Annotated in this window: 23 protein-coding genes and 1 tRNA gene; 12 read left to right on the top strand and 12 right to left on the bottom strand. The window is 67.1% G+C overall.

What is annotated here, in order from left to right:
- The first annotated feature begins 223 nt into the window (after positions 1-223).
- On the top strand, positions 224-553 hold the full coding sequence (locus ACH107_RS18555; RefSeq protein WP_412507087.1) for a hypothetical protein: 330 nt from the start codon (positions 224-226) through the stop codon (positions 551-553).
- A gap of 7 nt (positions 554-560) precedes the next feature.
- Here the strand turns inward: ACH107_RS18555 and ACH107_RS18550 are convergent, their stop codons facing one another.
- A complete protein-coding gene (locus ACH107_RS18550; RefSeq protein ID WP_310690318.1) occupies positions 561-968 on the bottom strand; it encodes a universal stress protein in 408 nt (135 codons plus the stop codon).
- Between the two features lie 63 nt (positions 969-1031).
- The gene (locus ACH107_RS18545; RefSeq protein ID WP_310690319.1) at positions 1032-1409 is read right to left on the bottom strand and encodes a rhodanese-like domain-containing protein; all 378 of its coding nucleotides are present in this window, start codon (positions 1407-1409) and stop codon (positions 1032-1034) included.
- A gap of 161 nt (positions 1410-1570) precedes the next feature.
- Between ACH107_RS18545 and ACH107_RS18540 the strand changes: the two genes are divergently transcribed.
- Together ACH107_RS18540 and ACH107_RS18535 are read left to right on the top strand one after the other, a co-directional pair.
- Positions 1571-1918 (top strand): hypothetical protein, encoded by a 348-nt coding sequence (locus ACH107_RS18540; RefSeq protein WP_412507086.1) that lies wholly within the window; start codon positions 1571-1573, stop codon positions 1916-1918.
- Between the two features lie 39 nt (positions 1919-1957).
- Positions 1958-2033, top strand: a tRNA-Ala gene (locus tag ACH107_RS18535).
- Positions 2034-2093: 60 nt separating this feature from the next.
- Here the strand turns inward: ACH107_RS18535 and murQ are convergent.
- From murQ to ACH107_RS18510, 5 genes are all read right to left on the bottom strand, one after another.
- Positions 2094-3017 (bottom strand): N-acetylmuramic acid 6-phosphate etherase, encoded by a 924-nt coding sequence (murQ, locus tag ACH107_RS18530; protein ID WP_412507085.1) that lies wholly within the window; start codon positions 3015-3017, stop codon positions 2094-2096.
- A 16-nt stretch (positions 3018-3033) separates the two neighbouring features.
- On the bottom strand, positions 3034-4128 hold the full coding sequence (locus tag ACH107_RS18525) for an ABC transporter ATP-binding protein (RefSeq protein ID WP_412507084.1): 1095 nt from the start codon (positions 4126-4128) through the stop codon (positions 3034-3036).
- A 30-nt stretch (positions 4129-4158) separates the two neighbouring features.
- A complete protein-coding gene (locus ACH107_RS18520) occupies positions 4159-5031 on the bottom strand; it encodes a carbohydrate ABC transporter permease (protein ID WP_310690323.1) in 873 nt (290 codons plus the stop codon).
- A gap of 10 nt (positions 5032-5041) precedes the next feature.
- Positions 5042-5932, bottom strand: coding sequence for a carbohydrate ABC transporter permease (locus ACH107_RS18515; protein ID WP_412507088.1), 891 nt, complete (start codon positions 5930-5932; stop codon positions 5042-5044).
- Positions 5933-6096: 164 nt separating this feature from the next.
- Complete coding sequence (locus ACH107_RS18510) at positions 6097-7344, bottom strand: ABC transporter substrate-binding protein (RefSeq protein WP_412507083.1); 1248 nt, start codon at positions 7342-7344, stop codon at positions 6097-6099.
- A gap of 295 nt (positions 7345-7639) precedes the next feature.
- On the opposite strand from ACH107_RS18510, the gene ACH107_RS18505 reads away from it, so the two are divergent.
- The 9 genes from ACH107_RS18505 to ACH107_RS18465 all read left to right on the top strand — a co-directional run bounded on the left by ACH107_RS18505 (position 7640) and on the right by ACH107_RS18465 (position 17349).
- The gene (locus ACH107_RS18505; protein ID WP_412507082.1) at positions 7640-8539 is read left to right on the top strand and encodes a BadF/BadG/BcrA/BcrD ATPase family protein; all 900 of its coding nucleotides are present in this window, start codon (positions 7640-7642) and stop codon (positions 8537-8539) included.
- A complete protein-coding gene (locus tag ACH107_RS18500) occupies positions 8536-9246 on the top strand; it encodes a GntR family transcriptional regulator (protein WP_310690326.1) in 711 nt (236 codons plus the stop codon). The genes ACH107_RS18505 and ACH107_RS18500 overlap by 4 nt, the downstream gene beginning before the upstream one ends.
- Entirely contained in the window at positions 9243-10361 is a 1119-nt protein-coding gene (locus ACH107_RS18495) for an N-acetylglucosamine-6-phosphate deacetylase (protein ID WP_412507081.1), read from the top strand. The genes ACH107_RS18500 and ACH107_RS18495 overlap by 4 nt, the downstream gene beginning before the upstream one ends.
- Before the next feature lie 4 nt (positions 10362-10365).
- Positions 10366-11193 (top strand): glucosamine-6-phosphate deaminase, encoded by an 828-nt coding sequence (nagB, locus tag ACH107_RS18490; protein WP_412507080.1) that lies wholly within the window; start codon positions 10366-10368, stop codon positions 11191-11193.
- A gap of 34 nt (positions 11194-11227) precedes the next feature.
- Positions 11228-12007 (top strand): GntR family transcriptional regulator, encoded by a 780-nt coding sequence (locus tag ACH107_RS18485; protein ID WP_310690329.1) that lies wholly within the window; start codon positions 11228-11230, stop codon positions 12005-12007.
- 99 nt (positions 12008-12106) lie between these two features.
- Positions 12107-13051 carry an NAD-dependent epimerase/dehydratase family protein gene (locus ACH107_RS18480; RefSeq protein ID WP_412507079.1) on the top strand — a complete coding sequence of 315 codons (945 nt, stop codon included), beginning with the start codon at positions 12107-12109 and terminating at the stop codon, positions 13049-13051.
- A gap of 52 nt (positions 13052-13103) precedes the next feature.
- Entirely contained in the window at positions 13104-13955 is an 852-nt protein-coding gene (locus tag ACH107_RS18475; RefSeq protein WP_310690331.1) for an AraC family transcriptional regulator, read from the top strand.
- An 87-nt stretch (positions 13956-14042) separates the two neighbouring features.
- Positions 14043-15020: a deoxyribose-phosphate aldolase gene (gene deoC / locus ACH107_RS18470; protein WP_310690332.1), complete on the top strand. Its 978-nt coding sequence runs from the start codon at positions 14043-14045 to the stop codon at positions 15018-15020.
- 4 nt (positions 15021-15024) lie between these two features.
- Positions 15025-17349 (top strand): aldehyde dehydrogenase family protein, encoded by a 2325-nt coding sequence (locus ACH107_RS18465; RefSeq protein WP_412507078.1) that lies wholly within the window; start codon positions 15025-15027, stop codon positions 17347-17349.
- 137 nt (positions 17350-17486) lie between these two features.
- Here the strand turns inward: ACH107_RS18465 and ACH107_RS18460 are convergent, their stop codons facing one another.
- From ACH107_RS18460 to ACH107_RS18440, 5 genes are all read right to left on the bottom strand, one after another.
- Complete coding sequence (locus ACH107_RS18460) at positions 17487-18161, bottom strand: DUF1523 family protein (RefSeq protein ID WP_412507077.1); 675 nt, start codon at positions 18159-18161, stop codon at positions 17487-17489.
- Positions 18162-18173: 12 nt separating this feature from the next.
- Positions 18174-18434, bottom strand: a complete 261-nt coding sequence (locus ACH107_RS18455; RefSeq protein WP_310690335.1) for a hypothetical protein — start codon at positions 18432-18434, stop codon at positions 18174-18176.
- Between the two features lie 363 nt (positions 18435-18797).
- On the bottom strand, positions 18798-19142 hold the full coding sequence (locus ACH107_RS18450; protein ID WP_310690336.1) for a hypothetical protein: 345 nt from the start codon (positions 19140-19142) through the stop codon (positions 18798-18800).
- 105 nt (positions 19143-19247) lie between these two features.
- Positions 19248-20018 (bottom strand): L,D-transpeptidase, encoded by a 771-nt coding sequence (locus tag ACH107_RS18445; RefSeq protein ID WP_412507076.1) that lies wholly within the window; start codon positions 20016-20018, stop codon positions 19248-19250.
- A 113-nt stretch (positions 20019-20131) separates the two neighbouring features.
- The coding region (locus tag ACH107_RS18440) for a M24 family metallopeptidase (RefSeq protein WP_412507075.1) at positions 20132-20537 on the bottom strand (406 nt) is incomplete at its 5' end.

The following is a 20537-nucleotide window of genomic DNA, read 5'->3' as shown; positions in this document are numbered from 1 at the left end:
ATCAGATCAGGGCCGAGCAAAAAGCCCTTGAACCCGAAGCCGTCACGGAGGTTAAAATGGCGGCCTAACCAGCGCAACGCGCTGTCTCAGAACCGTGCCCCGGTACAGGGAATTACCGAAACGCGTGTCCGGGAATTACTGAAATGCTTGTCCGGGAATTACCGAAACCCGCAGCACCTTCGACAGCATCCAGTATGATGCCGCCGGGGCCGAGACGGACCAGGTGGACCGACTGGCCTCAGTGGGGCTGGCCTGGGGGCAGGGCTCGGACGCAGGATGGATCACAGCCGAGGGCCGCCTGCTGAGCGACCTGGCCGAGGACGACATCGAGGCCAAGCTTGACCTGACAGGCGGTTATCACATGACCCCCGCCTGGTCGGCGATGCTGCAATTCCACTCCGGCCTCGGGCACGCGGGCGACCCTTACGCCAGGGTGCGGCCCTCGGTGATCCACCGGGTCAGCGACAGGCTGCGGCTCAATGCCGGGGCCAGCCATACCCTGACCGGCGACCGGGGCACCGGGCTTTTTTTCGAAACCTGGCTCGAGTTCTGAAACCGTCTCAGCGCAGCACATGCACCGCGCATTGCGCGTTGCGCACGACCCGCGCAGCGGTCGAGCCGAGAAAGTAATCGGCCAGGCCGGGGCGGTGCGACCCAATGACGATCAGGTCCACCCCATTGTCCCCGGCCCACTCCACGATCGTCCGGCCCGAATGCCCGTGAATCACCACCGCCTCGCCCTTGGCGAAATTTTCGGCCTTGCCGTCAAGCTGGGCCTGCACGGCGGCGCGTGTCTCTTCGTCATAACCTTCGGGGACGTAGCTGATCGCGTAGGCGGGCAATTCCTCCATAACGTGCAGGAACGTCACCCGCGCCCCGGGGGCAGACAAGGTATGGGCGATCTGCTCGGCCGGTTTCGTCGGGTGGTCACCCTCGAAGGCGACGGGAATCAGGATGTGACTGTACATGGCTTTCCTCCTCTTGTGTCGGCACAGCATGCACCGAAACGCGAAGACGCGCCTTGATCCGGATCAGACGTCGCGCTCGGTCTCGCCCTCGGCCTCGACCCAGTCCTTGTAACCGCCCAGGTTGCGCACATCCTCGAAGCCCATCGCGCGCAGCGTCTGGCCCGCCAGCGCGGCCCGCCCGCCGCCGGCGCAATAGACGATCACCGTCTTGTCCTCCGACAGGGCCTCGGGGCGGTTCTCGATCGAACCGACCTGGAATTCCAGGACCCCGCGCGGAATCGCAACGGCGCCCTTGACCTTGCCCGCGGCCACCTCGACCGGTTCGCGCACGTCAAGGAAAACCACCCCCTCGGAGCCGTGCAGGCGCTTGGCCTCGGCCGGCGAGATCGCAGGCACCTCGGCACGAGCCACCTTGACCAGGTCTTCGACTGTCTTTGCCATGGGTCCCCCGGGAGTTTGGTTGCAACGCTGCGAGAACGCTATCCCGTGTTGGCGGCACACTCAATCGATTGTTGGGCCGGGGGGTAGCCGGGGCTACGGTTCAGACAGGTCCAGCGGGTGACGTGCCCCACGCCGGACCCTGCCTGGCCCGCGACCGATTCTTGTCCTGTTATGACCGCAGAGGCCCCGGCGCTGGACGTGGTCGATACCGGATCGAGGGCAGCCGGGCTGTCGCGCATCGTACCCGGCGGCCTCGGTCGTGGTGGGCGCGCCAGGGCCGCGGGGCGACCCCTGACTCATCCGCCCTTTCCCTGCAGATTACGACCAAGAAGGCGAACGCGGCCGCGCTCAAGGACGCCTGGCTTGCCGCCTGTTCAAAGGCGCAGCGCTACTACGACTTCGCCGATCTCGACCTGCTGCAGCTGGCCCCGATACCGGCACTTCTCAATGGCGGCTTCGGCCAGGCCCACCGCCTGAGTGCAGCAGACCTGCGCGACGCGCTGACTTGACACCGGATCGCCGCGGGGCCACACAGGCGACTGGAACATGGGGCCGTAGCTCAGTTGGGAGAGCGCGTCGTTCGCAATGACGAGGTCAGGGGTTCGATTCCCCTCGGCTCCACCAGTTCCCCCGCGTTGTCGATTTGGCCTCGGACCGATCAGGGACCTGGACATCCCCGTCGGGTCACCGTGCCCCAAGCCCACTGGCGGCGATGGCATCGCGCAGGACCCCGCGCGCAGCCCCCAGGGCGGCCCGGGCGGTGTCGACGTCGTAACCGCTGATCTGCATCAATATCGCAAGTTTCGCCTGGCCACCGCTGGCCGCGAGGACCGCCTCGGCCTCCTGCATGGTGCAGCCGGTGGCCTCCTGCACGATGCCCACGGCGCGACGGGCCAGCTTGTCGTTCGAGATCGCGACATCGACCATCAGGTTGCCGTAGCTCTTGCCGATGCGCACCATGCTCGCCGTGGACAGCATGTTGAGCACCATCTTCTGCGCCGTGCCGGACTTGAGACGCGTCGAACCGGTCAGAACCTCGGGGCCGACGACGGGGCAAATGGCGATCTCGGCAATCTCGGTCACCGGGGCGCCGGGGTTGCAGCACAGCGCCACGGTGCCCGCCCCCACCGCGCGCGCCCGCTCCAGCGCGCCGAGGACATAGGGCGTCTTGCCACTGACCGCGATGCCCACGACCACATCGTTCGGACCGACCTCAACCGAGTCCAGATCGGCCGCCCCCTGCGCATGGTCATCCTCGGCATCCTCGACCGAATGGCGGATCGCGTGATCGCCCCCGGCGATCAGGCCGACGACCATGCCGGGCGGCACGGAATAGGTCGGCGGGCATTCCGAGGCATCCAGCACGCCCAGCCGCCCGCTGGTGCCCGCTCCGATGTAGATCAAACGCCCCCCGGCGCGGAAAGCCGCGACGATGCGGTCCACGGCAGCGGCGATGGAATCCGCTTCGGCCCCTACGGCGGTGGCGACCCCGGCATCCTCGGCGTTCATCAGAGCGACGATCTCGCGCGCAGACACACGATCAAGCTCCGCGCTGCGCGGATTGCGTCCCTCCGAGACGAGGGCGCTAAGGTCGATGTCCTGGGTCATGCCATGGTCCTTTGTGTCAGCCGATCAGCGCGTGCCGTTGCCGCGGCGCGAAGGAAACGCCCTCAGCGTCGAACAGGTGCAGGGCATCGGGCGGGAAGGTTAGCCCCACGGTCTCGCCGCTTTCGTGCGTGGCGCCGCCGTCGGCCTTGACGATGAAGGCGTCGTCGTCGCCCAGGTCGAAGTGCAGGAAGGTCTCGCCGCCCAGGCGCTCGGCCACCAGGATGCGGGCATCCAGGTCGCCCGCCCCGGGCGCGACCAGCCCGACGTGTTCGGGCCGGATGCCAAGGGTGACGGCGCCGGGCGTGTCGCGCGGCTGGACCGGCACCTCGATGGGGGCGCTGCCATGGGTCGTCACCGTCGTGCCGTCGCCGCTGCGTTCGGCGGACAGGAAATTCATCTTTGGCGAGCCGATGAAGCCGGCGACGAAACGGTTCTCGGGGTGGTGATAAAGCTCCAGCGGCGTGCCCACCTGCTCGATCCGGCCATCGCGCAGGACGACGATTCGGTCGGCCAGGGTCATCGCTTCGACCTGGTCGTGGGTGACATAGATCATGGTGGTCTTGAGCCGCTGGTGCAGCCGCAGGAGTTCGACCCGCATCTGCACCCGCAGCGCGGCGTCGAGGTTCGACAGCGGCTCGTCGAACAGGAATATCTCGGGGTCGCGCACAATGGCCCGGCCAATGGCGACGCGCTGGCGCTGCCCGCCCGACAGTTCCTTGGGCCGGCGTTTCAGCAAGGCCTCCAACCCCAGGATATCCGCCGCCTTGCGGACCCTTTCGTCGATCACCGCCTTGTCCTCGCCCGCGTGGCGCAGGGCGAAGGCCATGTTGCCGTAGACATCCTTGTGCGGATAAAGCGCGTAGGACTGGAACACCATTGCGATACCCCGGTCTGCGGGGGCGATGTCGTTGACCTGCTCGCCGCCGATCACGACATCGCCACCGGTGATGGATTCCAGCCCCGCGATCATCCGCAAAAGGGTAGATTTGCCACAGCCCGAGGGGCCGACAAAGACGCAGAATTCGCCGTCCTGGATCTGAAGGTCGATCCCATGGATGACCTTGGCCTCTCCGTAGGACTTGCGAACGTCTTGGAGTGTGAGTTCGGACACTTTTTCGAACCTCCGAAAGGTGGTGCGGGGTCAGCCCTTGACGGCGCCCGACGTGATGCCGGCGATAAGCTGGCGCGAGAACAGGGCATAAAGCCCCAGGACGGGAAGGATGGCGATCGAGAGCGCGGCGAGCACCGCGCTCCAGTTCACGGTGTATTGCCCGATGAACTGCTGCACGCCCAGCGTCACGGTCTTGGTGGCATCCCCCGAGGCGAGGATCAGCGGGAACCACAGGTCATTCCAGATCGGAATCATAGAAAACACCGCGACCGTGGCCAGCACGGGCCGGATCAGCGGCACGACCACCTCGAAGAAGATGCGGTATTCGCTCAGCCCGTCGACGCGGGCACAGTCCTTGATGTCGCGCGACAGCGTCCGCATGAATTCCGTCAGGATGAAGACGGCCACCGGCAAGCCTTGCGCGGTATAGACCAGGATCAGCGCCAGAAGCGTGTTCACCAGGTTGAGGTCCACCATCAGTTCCAAGATGGCAACGGTCCCCAGCCGGATCGGCACCATGATCCCCAGGATCAGGTAGATTCCAAGCAGGGTATTGAACCGAAAGCGATACTCGGCCAGCGCATGGGCCGCCATGGCGCCCAGCAGCAGGATCAGGAACAAGGCACTGACCGTGACGATCAGAGAGTTCGAGAAATAGGTCGCAAAGTCGCCCTCGGTCAGAACCGTGGCATACCCCTCCAGGCTGAAGGTCCCCTCGCCGGGCAGGCCCAGCGGGTCGGTGAAGATACCGCGGCGGTTCTTGAAGGAGTTCAGGATCACCAGCAAGACCGGAAAGATCGCGATCAGGGTATAGCCCGCAAGCACCCCGTGCACGGCGACCCGGGTCGAGAGGCCCCGGGCGCGGCGGGGATGGGTACGGCTGCTGGATGCGGTCTCGGTCATGGATTTGCCCTCACATCTCGTAGCGTTGCAGACGGCGCTGGACCAGCACCAGATAAATCGTCACCCCCACGAGGATGATGAAGAACATCATGCTGGCGATGGTCGCGCCCATGTGGGTATCGCCGACCTGGAGTTGCTGGCCGAAGAAGGTCCGGAAAAGCAGGGTGCCCATGACATCGGTCGAAAAGTTCGGCGCCCCCAGCGCCCCCTGGATCGAGTAGATCAGATCAAAACTGACCGTGAAGTTGCCGATGTAGGTCAGGATCGCGACGATCCCGAGGGTCGGCAGGATCAGCGGCAGCTTGATCTTCCAGAAGATCCACCAGCCGTTCAGCCCGTCCACCCGGGCGGCGTCGATCAACTCGTCCGGGATCGACAGCAGCGCGGCATAGATCAGCATCATCGGGATGCCCACGTATTGCCAGACCGATATCAGCGAGACCGTGGCCAACGCACTGGACTCCAGCCCCAGCCAGGGCTGGTAGAGCCAGGCGAGACCGACCGTGCCCAGCAGCGTCTCGGAGACACCCCAAAGCGGCGAGAGAATCAGCTCCCAGATAAAGCCAACGATGACCACCGACAGCAGCGTCGGCACGAAGATCAGCGTCCGGTAGGCCGACCCGAAACGTGGTGCAAGGCTTAGCAATGCGGCAAGCAGCAACCCAAGCGGGTTTTGCACCACCATGTGAATGAAAAAGAGGACGAGGTTGTTCCAGAAGGCCCGCCAGAACTGCGTGGCCCAGTTGGGATCGAAAAGCAGCGTGGTGTAGTTGTCGAGACCCGCCCAGACGGCTGTGCCATCCTCGAGCCCGTCGAAAAGGCTCAGACGCAGGCTCTCGACCAGCGGGTAGATCGAGAAGACCGAGTAGATCAGCACCGCCGGGGCCAGGAAGACGAAGATATGAGCACCCCCACCCCGGCGGCGCTTGCGGCGGGGGGCGGTGGGGGGCGGTGCGGCCTCGGGCTGATCTGTCGTGGGGTCGGACACGTCAGGTCCTCCATCTTGATCTTGGCGCGGCTGAAGGCACGCCCCCGCGTCTGGCGGGGGCGTGCCGGGTCAGAGGATCAGTCTTGATGCGGTTCGTACCAGGCTTCCAGTCCCTCCTGGAGCGTCTGCACAGCCTCCTGCGGGGTAACGCCTTCGTTGAAGACGTTGGCGCTGACCGTCCACATGGTGTTCCAGGTGTTCGGCTCACCACGAGACAGGATCTGGTGGGCGACGCGGATCGTGCTCTCGCAGTCCTGCCGCCATGAGATCATCTCCTGCGCCAGCGGGTCCTCGACGGCGAACTGCGCATTCGACAGCGAGAAGAAACCGGGCAGCTGGTTGGTATAGAGCTCGGCAAACTCGGCACTTGCGACCCACTCGAGGAAGGTGCGCGCGGCCTCCGGGTTGTCGGTCGACGCGTTCATCCCGATGCCGATGTCGGTATGGTCCGAAATGTAGCAGGTATCGCCCGCGGCCTGGACCGGCGGCGGGAAGGCCCCCATCTCGAAGAAGGCCTGCTGATTGAAGCCGCCAATCTCCCAAGAGCCGGCCGGATAGATCGCCGCGCGCCCCAGGGTAAAGAGGTTCTGGCTGTCGGTGTAGCCCTGCGCCTGGTAGGAGCGGCCCATGTAGTCGTTCCAGCGCTGCATCACCTCGAAGGGTTCGACGAACTGCGGGTCGGTGAATTCCGCCGAGCCATCAAGCAGCGCCTGGCGGCCCTCTTCGCCATTCCAGTAGGTCGGCCCGATGTTGGTATAGGCCATGGTGGCCGCTTCCCACTGGTCGGCCGAGCCGATGGCCAGCGGCGTATAGGTGCCGTCGTCCGCGAAGGCGTCGAGCACGGCGAAGAACTCGTCCTCCGTCTCGGGCTCTTCCAGGCCCAGTTCGGCGAAGGCTTCAGCATTGTAGATGAAGCCGTGGATGACCGAGGCCATGGGCACGCAGAAGGTCGCGCTGCCGTCATCGGTCTGCCAGGCGGCCTTGGCGAAATCCGGGAAGTTGTCCAGCCCGTCAATGTCCGCGATGTCCGACAGCTGGCCGCGCTGGTAAAGCGCAAGCGAGCCGTCGAAGGGCCGGCAGGTGATCAGATCGCCGCCGGTGCCCCCATCAAGCCGCGCGTTGAGCGCCGCATTGTATTCGGTGGGCGAGGTCGGTGTGAACTGTACCTCGATTCCCGGGTGGCTGCCCTCGAAGGCGGGGATCAGGACATCGTCCCAGATCGCCTGATCCTCGGACCGCCAGCTTTCAATGGTCAGCGTGGCGTCCTGCGCCAGCGCAGCGGCCCCGGCGACGCAAAGCGCCAGCGTGGCCGTCGTGGTCTTCATGATGCGCGTTATCTCGCACTCCCTCTTTTATGGCCTGGCGTCGTTGCTTTCCGTGATCCGACGACGGCGTGCGCCAGGGGCACACCGGGGCGATCGAGAGCGACCCGAGCAGCCCGGCCACCATGCTCAGCGGCGCGGACGGCGAATCGTTCCTGCCCCCAACATTCGCGAATATTAACTCCAATAGCAAGACCAATTCAATATATATAATACCAAACAAAGTTTTGGTATTGTAATTGGCACGTCCATTGCCTAGGCTGCCCAAGACACCCATTGAAGGAAGGGTTCGCACCCCATGTCACCTCATATCCCCCTTGTCGTGATCGACGGTGGCGGTACAGGTTCGCGCCTGCGCGCCCTGGGCGACGACGGGGACGTTCTGGCAGAGGCCGGCGCCGGCCCCTCCAACCTGACCTATGGCGTTGAACGGGCCTGGCGCAGCATCACCAGCGGCCTTTCCGAATTGTCCGAAAAGACCAGCCGCCCGATCGAGGGCGCGCGGCTGTGGTGCGGATTCGCCGGGGGCCGCTCGCCCCAAAGACAGGCCGAATTTCGCGCGGCGAACCCGGTCGGCGCCTCCGACATCGCGATCGTCACCGATGGCTTCGCCGCACTTGTGGGCGCGCATGGCGGGCGGCCCGGGATCGTGCTGGCGGTGGGCACCGGCGTTGCCGCATATGCCCTGTCCGCGCAGGGTGCCGTCACCTCGTCCAGCGCCTGGGGCTACAAGATCGGCGACGAGGGCAGCGGCGGCTGGCTCGGCAACCGGGCAGTGGCCCTGCTGGCCCGCCACCTGGACGGACGCCACCCGGAGGACAGCCGCCTCTTCGACGCGCTGCGCCGCGAGGTCGGCGGCGATTTCAACACCATACAACTCTGGCTGGCAGAGGCCGACGCCACGCGGTTCGCCTCCCTGGCCCCGCAGGTCATCGAGGCGGCCGAGGCAGGCGACGCGGTCGCCCGGGGCCTGCTGGAAGCCGCCGGGGCAGAGCTGGAAAGCGCCGTGCGCGCGGTCGATTCCGGACAGCCGCTCGCCGTGCTGGGCGGCCTCGCCCGGGTCATGGCACCGCGTCTCCCGCCAGACCTGCAGGCCCGGGTCGTGCCCGCGCAGGGCACCGCGCTCGACGGGCTGCGGATCATGGCCGCCCACGACTGGCGCAGCGAGGAGGGCCTGCCCGTCGAGGCTGCCCCATGACCGAGGCCACTCTGACCAGACAGGCCCGCTACAGGCACCTGGCCGAGACGCTCATGCGGCAGATCGAAGGCGGCGAGCTGGCCCCCGGCACGGCGCTGCCGCCCGAACGCAGCCTCGCCGAAATGCATGGCGTCAGCCGTGTCACCGTGCGGCGCGCGATCAAGGAGCTGGGCGAGCGCGGCCTTGTCGAACAGCGGCGCGGCGCGGGCACCTTCGTGACCCGGCGCTTCTCGCAACCGCTGTCGGTGCTCACCAGCTTTTCCGAGGATCTGGCCGCACGAGGCATGACCGGGCATTCACGCGTGATCTCGAGCGGCCAGGGCCGCGCCACCCCTGAGGAGGTCATTTCGCTTGGGCTTGGACCGAATGCGCCGGTCACGCGGATGACCCGGTTGCGGTCGGCCGATGGGCAGCCGCTGGCCGTCGAGGCCACGACCGTTCTGTCCGAGGCGCTGGCGAATCCCACGCTTATCTCTGACTCCCTTTACGAGACCATGGCGACCCGCGGGATGCGCCCGGTGCGCGCGGTACAGCGGCTGACCGCCGTCGCCATAGAACCCGCCATGGCCGACTTGCTGGAGGTCGCCCCCGGCGCCCCGGGCCTGCTGATCACGCGGATCGGCTATACCGCCGCGGACCGCGCGGTCGAGTTGACGCGCTCCACCTTCCGTGGCGACCGCTGGGATTTCGTGACGGAGCTTTCATGACCCCAACCGATGCGACACCTACGCGCAGCCTGACGGGCTGCATCCTGACCGCCACCGGCTGGATCGCCGGCACCCTGCATTTCACCGACCGGATCACCGCCATCGAGGGCGCACCGGTCGACACCCCGGCCCCGCCCTACATCCTGCCCGGTTTCGTGGACCTGCATGTTCACGGCGGCGGCGGCCATGACATGATGACCGGCACCGGGGCGATCCGGGGTGCGGCCGCGCTGCATGCCCGGCACGGGACCACGGCGATGCTGCCAACCTCGGTCACCGCGCCAACCGCCGAGCTGAGCGTCTTTCTGGAGGCTGTCGCAGCCTGCATGGACGCCCCCGATCCGACGGGCGCGCGCATCCTGGGCGCGCACCTGGAAGGCCCCTTCATCAACCCCGAAAAACTGGGCGCGCAGCCGCCTCATGCCGCCGCGCCGGACCCGGATCAGCTGCGCGCCTGGGCGGCGATCGCCCCGGTTCGGGTGATGACCTTCGCCCCCGAGATGGACACGGACGAGGCCCTGTTGGACACCCTGCTTGCACTGGGGGTGAGGGCGCAGATGGGCCATTCCCTGTGCGACTACGCCAGGGCCCGGGACGCCCTTGCCCGAGGTTGCGGCGTCACCCATCTGTTCAACGCCATGAGCCCCCTGTCGCATCGCGACAACGGCCTGGCCGGGGCCGCGCTGGCCCATGCCGATCATGCCGAGATCATCCCCGACCTGATCCACGTCGAACCAGGTGCCATCCTCGCCGCGCGGCGGGCCATCGCGAATCTACATGGCGTGACGGATGCGACCGCGGGGGCGGGGATGCCCGACGGCCCCTACCGGCTGGGCGCCCACGCGGTGACCAAGGCGCGGGGGGCCATGCGGCTGGCAGATGGCACGCTGGCCGGATCGGCGCTGACAATGGATGTCGCGCTGCGCAACCTCGTCGGCCTCGGCCTGCCGCTGGACGAGGCGGCCCGGCGCCTGTCCACCCTGCCCGCCGATTGGCTGGGCCAGGCGGACATAGGGCGGCTCGCGCCCGGCGCCCGTGCCGATATCCTGCACTTCGATGCCGACCTCACGCTTTCGGGCGTGACGATCGGCGGCCTCCCCCTGCCCCAAAGGTGACCTGATGGAAATCCTGCCCTGCAAGAGCCGCGCCGACGCCGTGGCGCTGACCGCCAAGCTGATCCAGGCGCGCCTGGACACAACGCCGGACATGGTACTGGGCCTCGCCACGGGGCGCACCATGGAAGAGGTCTATGACCATCTGGCCACCGGCGGCGCGCGCTTCGACCGCTGCACCACTTTCAACCTGGACGAATACGTCGGACTGCCGCCCGAGCACCCGCAAAGCTATGACGCCTACATGCGCGCGCATCTCTTCGACCGGGTCAGGGTCGACCACGCCCGCACGCATCTGCCCGACGGCATGGCCAAGGACCTTGGCAAGGCGGCCCGCGACTACGAGGCGAAGATCGCCGCCGCCGGCGGCATCGACCTGCAATTGCTCGGCATCGGTGCTGCGGGTCATATCGGTTTCAACGAACCGCTGTCGGCCTTCCGCTCGCGCACCCGCGACAAGATCCTGACGCCGACGACGCGCGATCAGAACGCCGCCATGTTCGGCGGCGACGCGGCCCGCGTGCCCAAGCGCGCCCTGACCATGGGCGTGGGCACGATCCTCGAGGCGGGCGAGCTGATCCTGCTGGCCTGCGGCGCGGCCAAGGCCGAGGTCGTCGCCCGCGCGGTCGAGGGGCCGCTGACCTCGCGCGTCAGCGCCTCGGCGATCCAACTGCACCCGGCCTGCAAGGTGATCCTCGACGAGGCAGCGGCCGCCGCGCTCGAGGACATCGCCTATTACCGGTTCGTCTGTGCCAACGAAGAGAAATGGGCGTCCTTCCGTACCCACCTCCAGGAGGAGGCGGTGCCCCCGCTTGACGGCGTGCAAATGACTTGACCCACAAGGGTTTGGTATTATTCCAGCCATACCAATGAACAGGTCCGACGTGAACGACAGTGCCGACACCCTTTTTGCAGCCGACGCCTGGTACGAGCCCGGCGGGGGGCCGCGCTACCTGCAGCTGTCGCGCCACATTACCGAGGCTATCCATGACGGCACCCTGCGCGAGGGCGCCCAACTGCCCCCCGAACGCGATCTGGCCGAGTTGGCCGATGTCAGCCGGGTCACCGTGCGCCGCGCGGTGGCAGAGGTCGTCCGTTCGGGCCTGATCGCGCAACGCCGGGGGGCGGGGAGCTTCGTGACCGGCACCGCCCCGCGGACCGAACAATCCCTGTCGACGCTTATCTCGTTCACCGAGAACATGAAGGCCCGCGGGCGGATCGCGACAAGCCGGGTGCTGACCCGGGGCCTTTACGCCCCCAGCCCCGACGAGATGATGGCGCTGGGCCTGTCGCCCGCGCGCCCGGTTGCGCGGCTGGAACGCCTGCGCAGCGCCGACGGGACGCCCATGGCGATCGAGCGCTCCTCGCTGCCCGCCGACGTCCTGCCCGACCCGGACGCGGTGGAAACGTCGCTCTACGAGGTGTTGCGCCGCCACGGACAGGCCCCAGGCCGCGCCATCCAGCGGGTCACGGCCGAGAATGTGACCGGGGAAGATGCCGCGCTGCTGGGCCTGCCCGAAACCACCGCGATCTTGCGGATCGACCGCACCGGCTATCTTGACAGCGGCCGCCCGGTGGAATTCACGCGCGGCCTCTACAGGTCGGATTTCTACGACTTCGTCTCGGAACTGCGCCCCGACCAGGGCTGAGCGGGGCAAACGGCCGGAACCCGCCACACCGGGCATGGCCACTTGACCTTGCCCGCGCCGCGGCACAGCCTTGCCGCAGGCATCACGGAAAGGGCCGACATGAAAAAGATCGTTCTCACCGGGGCCTGTGGCGCCCTTGGCATGCAGATCCGCGAAATCCTGGCCGGGCGGACCGAAGAGCTGCTGTCGGTCGACATCCAGCCCGCACCCGAGACGCTGCTGCCCAACGAACGCTTCGAACAGGTGGACGTCGCGGACATGGCCGCCTTCGCGCCACTGGTCGAGGGGGCCGAGATGATCGTCCATTTCGCCGCCATCGTCGACGAACGCCCCTTCGAGGAGCTTCTGGGCCCGAATTACATATCGTCCTACAACGTCTGGGAGGCTGCCCATCGGCACAGGGCACGGCGCGTGATCTATGCCTCTTCCGTTCATGCGGTCGGGATGCACGAGACCACCGCAGGGATCGGTCTGGACGCCCCGCATCGGCCCGACACATTCTACGGCCTGGCCAAGTGCTTTGCCGAGGACCTGGGACGCATGTACTGGGAAAAGCGTGGTCTCGAGGCGGTGTGCCTGCGCATTTTCTCCTGCACCGCCGAGCCGCAGAATCTGCGCGCCCTGCAAACCTGGCTGAGCTACGATGACCTGCGCCAGCTTGTCCGCAGGGCGGTCGAGGCGCCGGTGACCGGCTTTGCCACCGTGTTCGGCATTTCGGCCAACACCCGCGCGCCGATCAACAATGACAAGGCCGGGTTCCTGGGCTTCCGCCCCCAGGACAACGCCGAGGACTGGGCCGCGCAGTTGCAGACCGGTGTCCCGCGGCCGGCGCCCGACGACATGGGGTATACCTGGCTGGGCGGGCCCTTCGCGGCGGTGCCGCTGGGCGAATCCGGCATCGCAGGCATCAAGGCCATGAGCGCCGCCGCCAGCGATTCAGAGGCGGCACCCGCGGCCGCGACAACCGCAGAGGAGGCCGCGCCGGCCCGGGGCGCGAACGCCGACAAGCTGCCTCGGTTCCTGTCGCGTAAGATGGGCGACTGAGGCCCCGCAATCCACTGCTGCGCCCGGACACGCGGCGTGGCATGGTGGTGCCATGACCGAGGCGCGCCCGCATGTTCTGGTCTTTCCCGAGGGGCTTGACCCAGCGGCCACCCACCATCTGGTGCGGGCGGAGCTGACGCCGCGGCGGCCGCGCCGCCTGCACCGGCATGCCTTCCACGAGTTGCTCTGGGTGCAGAACGGGACGGTGCGCCACCACCTGCCCGACCGGCGTGAGGATCTGGCCGAGGGCGACCTGATCTTCATCCGCCCCGGCGACACCCATGGCCTTCAGGGGCGGGGCGAGGCCGCCATGGTGGTATCACTCTCCATACGCGACAGTGCCATCGCAACGCTGGGCGCGCGTCACCCGGCCCTGGCGGGCATGGGGTTCTGGTCCGATGGCCCCGTGCCGCCCCGGCATCACCTGGACATGCGCCGCATGGCCGAGGTCAACCACGCCGCCCTGCGGCTGGAACGCGGGCCCCGCGACGCGCTGACGCTTGAGGCCTTCCTGTTGCCGCTGCTGGCTGATCTGGCGCAGGCCCCGGCAGACATCCCGCCCGATGCGCCCGCCTGGCTGCGCCATGCCTGCGCCGTCGCGCAGGACCCGGAGGTCTTTCGCCAGGGCGCCGCTGGGCTGGTCCGCGTGGCAGGCCGCGCCCACCCCCATGTCGCCCGCACCATGCGGCGCCACATGGGCCAGACCCCATCCGATTACGTCAACGCCCGGCGCATGGCCCATGCCGCCACCCGCCTTCTGGGCAGCGAGGACAGCCTGGCCGAAATCGCCGCCGATTGCGGTGTTCCCAACCTGTCGCATTTTCACAAGCTGTTCCTGGCCGCCCATGGCCAGACGCCGCAGCGATTCCGCCGTGCCCGCCGCCAGCAGCTGATCCAGCCCTGACGCCGCGCCACATCTTGCCAGTCTGCGCGCCCCGTGACAGGCTTTGCCCATCGACGGGAGGCCCCTTTGCACACCACCGACAGCCACATGACGCGCGCCAGCGCGCAACTGCCGCAGGTCCATGAGCCGCGCAACGCGGGGATGGAGATGGACCTCTCGTGGGTCCGTGCCGTGCAGGCCAATAGGTCCGCCATCGAACGCCGCGCCGCGACCTTGCCGGGCCGCCGCAGCGTCAAAAGGGACTATCAGGCCGCCTGGCTGTGCAAGGCCATCAGCCTGATCGACCTGACCACGCTGGCAGGCGACGATACCGAGGGCCGCGTGCGCCGCCTCTGCGCCAAGGCCCGTCAGCCGGTGCGCGCCGATATCCTCGACGCGCTTGGGATGCAGGGCCTGACCACCGGCGCGGTCTGCGTCTATCACGAGATGGTCGCACCGGCGGTCGAGGCCCTTCGCGGATCGGGCATTCCGGTGGCCGCGGTGTCCACCGGTTTTCCGGCGGGACTCTCGCCCTACCGCCTGCGCATTGCCGAAATCGGCGAAAGCGTTGCCGCCGGGGCCGAGGAGATCGACATCGTCATTTCCCGCCGCCATGTCCTGCAAGGCAACTGGCAGGCGCTTTACGACGAAATGCGCGAGATGCGCGCGGCCTGCGGCGACGCGCATGTCAAGGCCATCCTCGCCACCGGCGAACTGGGCACGCTGCGCAACGTCGCCCGCGCCTCGCTGGTCTGCATGATGGCCGGCGCCGATTTCATCAAGACCTCGACCGGCAAGGAAGGAGTCAATGCCACCCTGCCCGTCAGCCTGACCATGGTCCGCGCGATCCGCGACTACGCGGCGCGCACCGGCTACAAGGTGGGCTACAAGCCCGCGGGCGGGATTTCCAGGGCCAAGGACGCGCTGACCTACCTAGCGCTGATCAAGGACGAGTTGGGCAACCGCTGGCTGCAGCCCGACCTGTTCCGCTTCGGCGCCTCGTCCCTGCTGGGCGACATCGAGCGCCAGCTGGAGCATCACCTGACCGGGGCCTATTCCGTGGGCTGGCGGCACGCGATTGGATAAGCCGATGACCGTGAAAGACATCTTCGAGACCATGGACTACGGCCCCGCCCTGGAATCCGCCGCCCCCGCGCTGGAATGGTTGGTGGATATGGGCGACCGGTTCGGCTGTTTCATCGACGGCAAATTCGCCGACCCGGGCGAAACCTTCGAGGCGAAGAACCCCGCCACCGGCAACGTGCTGGCCCATGTCACGCAAGCCACGCAGGCGGATGTGGACGCCGCTGTCGCCGCCGCACGCAAGGCGCAGCCGAAATGGGCACAGGACGGCCACAAGCGCGCCCGCGCGCTTTATGCCATCGCGCGTTTGCTGCAGAAACATGCGCGCCTTTTCGCCGTGCTCGAAACCCTCGACAACGGCAAGCCGATCCGCGAAAGCCGCGACATCGACATCCCGCTGGCCGCGCGGCATTTCTATTACCACGCCGGCATGGCCGAGCTGATGGAAGAGGAACTGCCCGACCAGGAGCCTCTGGGCGTCTGCGGCCAGATCGTACCCTGGAACTTTCCGCTGCTGATGCTCGCGTGGAAGATCGCCCCGGCGCTGGCTATGGGCAATACGACCGTCTTGAAGCCGGCCGAATACACCTCGCTCACGGCGCTTCTCTTCGCCGATATCTGCCGCCAGGCGGGCCTGCCAAAAGGCGTCGTCAACATCGTCACCGGCGACGGCGCCGTGGGCGAGATGCTGGTCGCGGCGGATGTGGACAAGATCGCCTTCACCGGCTCCACCGCCGTGGGCCGCCGCATCCGCGAGGCCACCGCCGGATCAGGCAAGGCCCTGACGCTCGAACTGGGCGGCAAGTCGCCCTACGTCGTCTTCGAAGACGCCGATATCGACAGCGCGATCGAGGGGCTGGTCGACGCGATCTGGTTCAACCAGGGCGAGGTCTGCTGCGCCGGGTCGCGCCTGCTGGTACAGGAAGGCATTGCGCCACGCTTCTATGACAAGTTGCGCGCGCGCATGGACAAGCTGCGCCTGGGCGACCCGCTGGACAAGGCCATCGACGTCGGCGCCGTGGTCGACCCGGTCCAGTTGCGGACGATCACCGAGATGGTCGCGGCATCGAACGGCGACATTTACCAGACCCCCGGCCCGCTGCCCGACAACGGTTGCTACTATCCGCCCACCCTGATCACCCGCCTGTCGCCCGCCGACCGCCTGATGCAAGAGGAAATCTTCGGCCCGGTCCTTGTCTCGTCCACCTTCCGCACGCCGGCCGAGGCGGTGGAGCTGGCCAACAACACCCGCTACGGGCTGGCGGCTTCGCTCTGGACCGAGAACATAAACCTGGCCCTCGATATCGCGCCGAAACTGGCCGCCGGCGTGGTCTGGGTTAACGCCACGAACCTCTTTGACGCCGCCGCCGGTTTCGGCGGGGTGCGCGAAAGCGGCTTCGGCCGCGAGGGCGGCTGGGAGGGGCTTCTGGCCTATACCCGGCCCAGGGGCACGGCCCAGAAACTGTCGCCGGTGGCGCCCTTCACCACCAATGACGGGAACCCGATCCCGCCGCTGGACCGCACCGCCAAGCTCTATGTCGGCGGCAAGCAGGCTCGCCCCGACGGCGGCTGTTCCCGGCCCGTCTATACCCGGACGGGAAAGTTGCTCGGCCATGCCTCGCTGGCCAATCGCAAGGACCTGCGCAACGCGGTCGAGGCCATGACGGCCGCCAGGGCCTGGTCCGCGACCACCGGCCACCAGCGGGCGCAGATCCTCTATTACATCGCCGAGAACCTCTCGGCCCGCGAGGATGAATTCGCCGCCCGGATCAACCACCTGACCGGCGGGCGCTCGGGCGACAAGGAGGTGACGCAGGCCATCCGGACCCTGTTCAAATGGGCGGCCTGGGCCGACAAGCACGACCACCGCGCCAAGCCGGTGCCCCTGCGCGGCACGGCACTGGCCATGAACGAACCGGTCGGCAATATCGGCGTGCTCTGCGACGATGCGCGGGCGCTGATGGGCCTGATCGAGCCCATGGCCCCCGCCATTGCCATGGGCAACCGCGTTACCGCGGTGGCCTCGGCCCCCTATCCACTCGCCGCGACCGATTTCTATCAGGTGCTGGACACCTCGGACCTGCCCGGCGGGGTGGTCAATATCCTTACCGGCGATCATGCCGACCTTGCCCCGCAGATGGCCGCCCATGCGGGGCTCGATGCGGTCTGGTCGTTTTCCTCGACGGACCTGTCGGCAGAGATCGAACGCACCTCGGCGGGCACACTGAAACGCACCTGGGTCAACAACGGCCAGACCCGCGCCTGGCCCAGCACGACCTGGCTGGCGCAATCGACCGAGGTCAAGACCGTCTGGATTCCCTACGGCGAATAGCCTGCGGTTTCTTTGGACCAAAAATATCCCGGGGGAGTCTGCCCATCGGGCAGACGGGGGCAGCGCCCCCGATCACGAGGTGACGCCAAAGGCGACGCCGAGACATCATGGGTGCGCGGCACGCGCACACGATCAGGTCATTTGCCGCGCCAGTTGTCCCACCAGCGCCGCAGCCGCCCGCGCCGCTTTGCAAAATCCGCCTGCACATGATCCATCCGGTCCTCCGCGCTCTCGGTCAGCGGGTCCAGCGTGCGTTCACGGAACTGCCGCCACATGGCCCGCACGAACAGGACGCCCGCCAGCATCAGCGCGTAGATGATGAAATTGGACCAGGGGATCGGGCGGAAATCCTCGCCCGGCGCGGGGCGAATCGACACGGCATTGGGATAGATCGACAGCCAGTTGATGCGCCAGCCGTAGTGGGTGATCACGACCCAGTCATGCGGCGGCTCGGTCGAGATCGCGGTTCCCGCCTCGGCCTGCAGATCGGCACTGTCGAACTTGAAATAGGGGGGGTAGATCCACCCGGTGTCCTCGTTGCGGTAAACGATGGTCTGTCTGCCACTCCGGATCAGGTTGAACAGGTAGCTCTTCTTGCGCTCGGCATTGATGAACCGCAGGTCGCGCGAAACGCTTTCGGCATTGCCGGTATCCGTCTGGGCGAAGAATATCCGGTTGAGCCCCGAGAAATCCGTGCGCACCACCTCGGTCGAGGTCACCCGCGCGATGTCGCGCTGCGGCAGCACGTAGTGCAGCCAGAGGGCGAGGATCAAAAAGATCGTGATACGGACGGCGCGGCGGATATTGCGCATGGCGGGCTCTCTTCAGTTGACGAAATAAATGATGGCGCCGACCAGGACCGGCGGAATGACATAGACCAGCAGGATCAGCCGCCGTCTCAGGCTGGTCTCATACTCTTTCATGCCTTCCTTGACAAAGGCATCGCGGTGAATGCCCGCGGGACGGGTTTCCTCCCATTCGGCCTCGAGCTTCTCGCGCCGGACCGACCGTGAGTAGAGCGAGATGCAGACATAGACAACGCTGAGGAAAAGAAACCCGAAGATGACAAGCCGAACGAAGCTCATTGTCCACACCTTTCCGTCAAGTCCCCCGCGGCGCCCCCGGGGGTGACCTTCAGCGGCACCGCCTTCAAGGCCGCGTGCCGGAAGAGTGCCGCGCCAGCGCCCACCTTGTCCACAGCGCAGTCTGCCGCGCGGGGCGCGTCCGCATCGGGCCTGTCCGCCGCGACCCGCTGGGTCCGCATGTCGACCTGCCGCGCCGGGGTGTCGAAGGCGACGTCGGACGCGGCGACAGTGCGGGGACGAGCGTCCGGTCCATCAGGCCAGTTTCGACGAGGCGTCTTCGATCCCGGCTTTCACGTCCATCCGTCGCGTGGCCCGAGCAGGGGCCGCCTGCGCTGCGTCGACGCAGCGCCCCTTCGGATACCGTCACCAAGTTTCGTTCTTCCATCGCCTGGGCAGGCTGGCCACCCCCAACACCATCACCGGCCCCCAAAGCAGCGCGGAAATCGCGCCCAGCTTGAGGAAATGCCCCACGAAAGGCGCCAGGCCGTCGCGCGTCAGTGTCGCCCAGTCAATGCCCTGCGCGAGGTAGAGCACCGTGAAGAAGCCGATGCCCAGCACCAGCATGATCAGGGCCGAACACAGGCCGAGCAGGATCAGCGGCTTCACGCCCTCCGGGAAGACATGAAACAACAGGCGCGGCACAGACCAGCCCATGGCCGCCAGAACCAGCGCAGGAACGATCAGGTCGAGCCCGACACCGCCCGTCATTCCCCGGCCCTGTCATCCCGGCCCCCGCAGCCGAGGCCGCGCCCCTCGGACCGCACCGCAAGCCCGCTCCTCCGACTGTCAACGCAGGCCCCCACGGCGCCCCGCTCAGGTCTCGTCGGACGCCGCGCCGTCTTCGGCGGGCACCTCCGTGACGCCGTAGATGGACTCGGGATCGACGGTGGTCGGCGGCAGTTCCTCGCCCCGATTGGCAAGTTCCTCGCCCTCGGCGGCCACCGATTCCTCATAGGTCCGCACGGTCACGCGCGCGCCACGCTCGACACGCTCATAAAGGTCGATGATGTCCTGGTTGAACAGACGAATGCAGCCCGCCGACCCGGAATTGCCGATCGAGGTCAGGTCATTGGTGCCATGGATGCGGAAGTAGGTGTCACGCCCGTTCTGGTAGAGATAGAGCGCGCGCGCGCCCAGCGGGCTGGCAAGGCCACCCTCGACACCCTTTGCGAAGGGCCCGTAGACCTCGGGCTGGGTGCGCAACATGTTTGCCGTCGGGGTCCAGCCCGGCCATTCGCGCTTCATGCCGACCCTGGAGTCGCCGCGCATCCGCAGCCCGGCCCGTCCCACCGCGATGGGATAGCGCATGGCGGCACCATCCGGCTCGACGAAATAGAGGAGCTTGGCGTGGGGATCGACAACGATGGTGCCGGGGGCCTCGGGGCCGTCGTAGTCGACCGGCGTCCGGCGGTTGACGCCCTGCAGGTATTCCGCGGGCACCGGTGGCAGGACATACTCGCCGTCCTCCTGCGCCTCATACCCGGCAACTGGCCCGCCCGGCAGCACGCCCACGACCTCGCCGGAACACCCCGCAAGGGCCATCAGGGACAGGAGCGGGATCAAGAGGCGGAAAGCAGGGCGCATGGGTCAATTTCCTTTTCAAGTCAGGCGCAGCCTAGCAGGCCCGCGCCCCGAGGCAATCCCGTCCGCGCAGGCGCTGTGCTTTCGATCACGCGCCGAAAACACCCGGGCACGCCTCAGCCCACCACGTTGAACGCGGGGCCATAGGGGTATCCGGTCACGTTGTCGTTGCCGTCCTCGGTAATCACCAGGATATCATGCTCGCGGTATCCGCCAGCGCCCGGCTGACCCTGCGGAATCGTCAGCATCGGCTCCATCGAGATCACCATGCCGGGTTCCAGCACCGTGTCGACGTCCTCGCGCAGTTCCAGCCCGGCTTCACGGCCATAGTAGTGACTGAGAATCCCGAACGAATGGCCATAGCCGAAGGTGCGGTATTGCAGCAGGTCGCGGTCGGCCAGAAAGGCGTTGATCTTCTCTGTGACCCCGGAACAGCTGGCCCCGGGCTGCAGCAGCGACATGCCGTATTCATGGGCGGCGACATTGGCCTCCCAGATCTCAAGGCTGTCCGCGTCGACCTCG

The organism is Roseovarius halophilus (ex Wu et al. 2025), from assembly GCF_047086965.1.
Note: the sequence above shows the minus strand (reverse complement) of the source record. Positions and strands in the feature narration are given on the sequence as shown.

Bases quoted from the DNA above. Each gene is read 5' to 3' on its own strand.
- ACH107_RS18550 (WP_310690318.1), bottom strand. From the start codon at position 968: ATGTACAGTCACATCCTGATTCCCGTCGCCTTCGAGGGTGACCACCCG.
- ACH107_RS18545 (WP_310690319.1), bottom strand. From the start codon at position 1,409: ATGGCAAAGACAGTCGAAGACCTGGTCAAGGTGGCTCGTGCCGAGGTG.
- murQ (WP_412507085.1), bottom strand. From the start codon at position 3,017: ATGACCCAGGACATCGACCTTAGCGCCCTCGTCTCGGAGGGACGCAAT.
- ACH107_RS18520 (WP_310690323.1), bottom strand. From the start codon at position 5,031: ATGACCGAGACCGCATCCAGCAGCCGTACCCATCCCCGCCGCGCCCGG.
- ACH107_RS18510 (WP_412507083.1), bottom strand. From the start codon at position 7,344: ATGAAGACCACGACGGCCACGCTGGCGCTTTGCGTCGCCGGGGCCGCT.
- ACH107_RS18505 (WP_412507082.1), top strand. From the start codon at position 7,640: ATGTCACCTCATATCCCCCTTGTCGTGATCGACGGTGGCGGTACAGGT.
- ACH107_RS18500 (WP_310690326.1), top strand. From the start codon at position 8,536: ATGACCGAGGCCACTCTGACCAGACAGGCCCGCTACAGGCACCTGGCC.
- ACH107_RS18495 (WP_412507081.1), top strand. From the start codon at position 9,243: ATGACCCCAACCGATGCGACACCTACGCGCAGCCTGACGGGCTGCATC.
- nagB (WP_412507080.1), top strand. From the start codon at position 10,366: ATGGAAATCCTGCCCTGCAAGAGCCGCGCCGACGCCGTGGCGCTGACC.
- ACH107_RS18485 (WP_310690329.1), top strand. From the start codon at position 11,228: ATGAACAGGTCCGACGTGAACGACAGTGCCGACACCCTTTTTGCAGCC.
- ACH107_RS18480 (WP_412507079.1), top strand. From the start codon at position 12,107: ATGAAAAAGATCGTTCTCACCGGGGCCTGTGGCGCCCTTGGCATGCAG.
- ACH107_RS18475 (WP_310690331.1), top strand. From the start codon at position 13,104: ATGACCGAGGCGCGCCCGCATGTTCTGGTCTTTCCCGAGGGGCTTGAC.
- deoC (WP_310690332.1), top strand. From the start codon at position 14,043: ATGACGCGCGCCAGCGCGCAACTGCCGCAGGTCCATGAGCCGCGCAAC.
- ACH107_RS18465 (WP_412507078.1), top strand. From the start codon at position 15,025: ATGACCGTGAAAGACATCTTCGAGACCATGGACTACGGCCCCGCCCTG.
- ACH107_RS18460 (WP_412507077.1), bottom strand. From the start codon at position 18,161: ATGCGCAATATCCGCCGCGCCGTCCGTATCACGATCTTTTTGATCCTC.
- ACH107_RS18455 (WP_310690335.1), bottom strand. From the start codon at position 18,434: ATGAGCTTCGTTCGGCTTGTCATCTTCGGGTTTCTTTTCCTCAGCGTT.
- ACH107_RS18450 (WP_310690336.1), bottom strand. From the start codon at position 19,142: ATGACGGGCGGTGTCGGGCTCGACCTGATCGTTCCTGCGCTGGTTCTG.
- ACH107_RS18445 (WP_412507076.1), bottom strand. From the start codon at position 20,018: ATGCGCCCTGCTTTCCGCCTCTTGATCCCGCTCCTGTCCCTGATGGCC.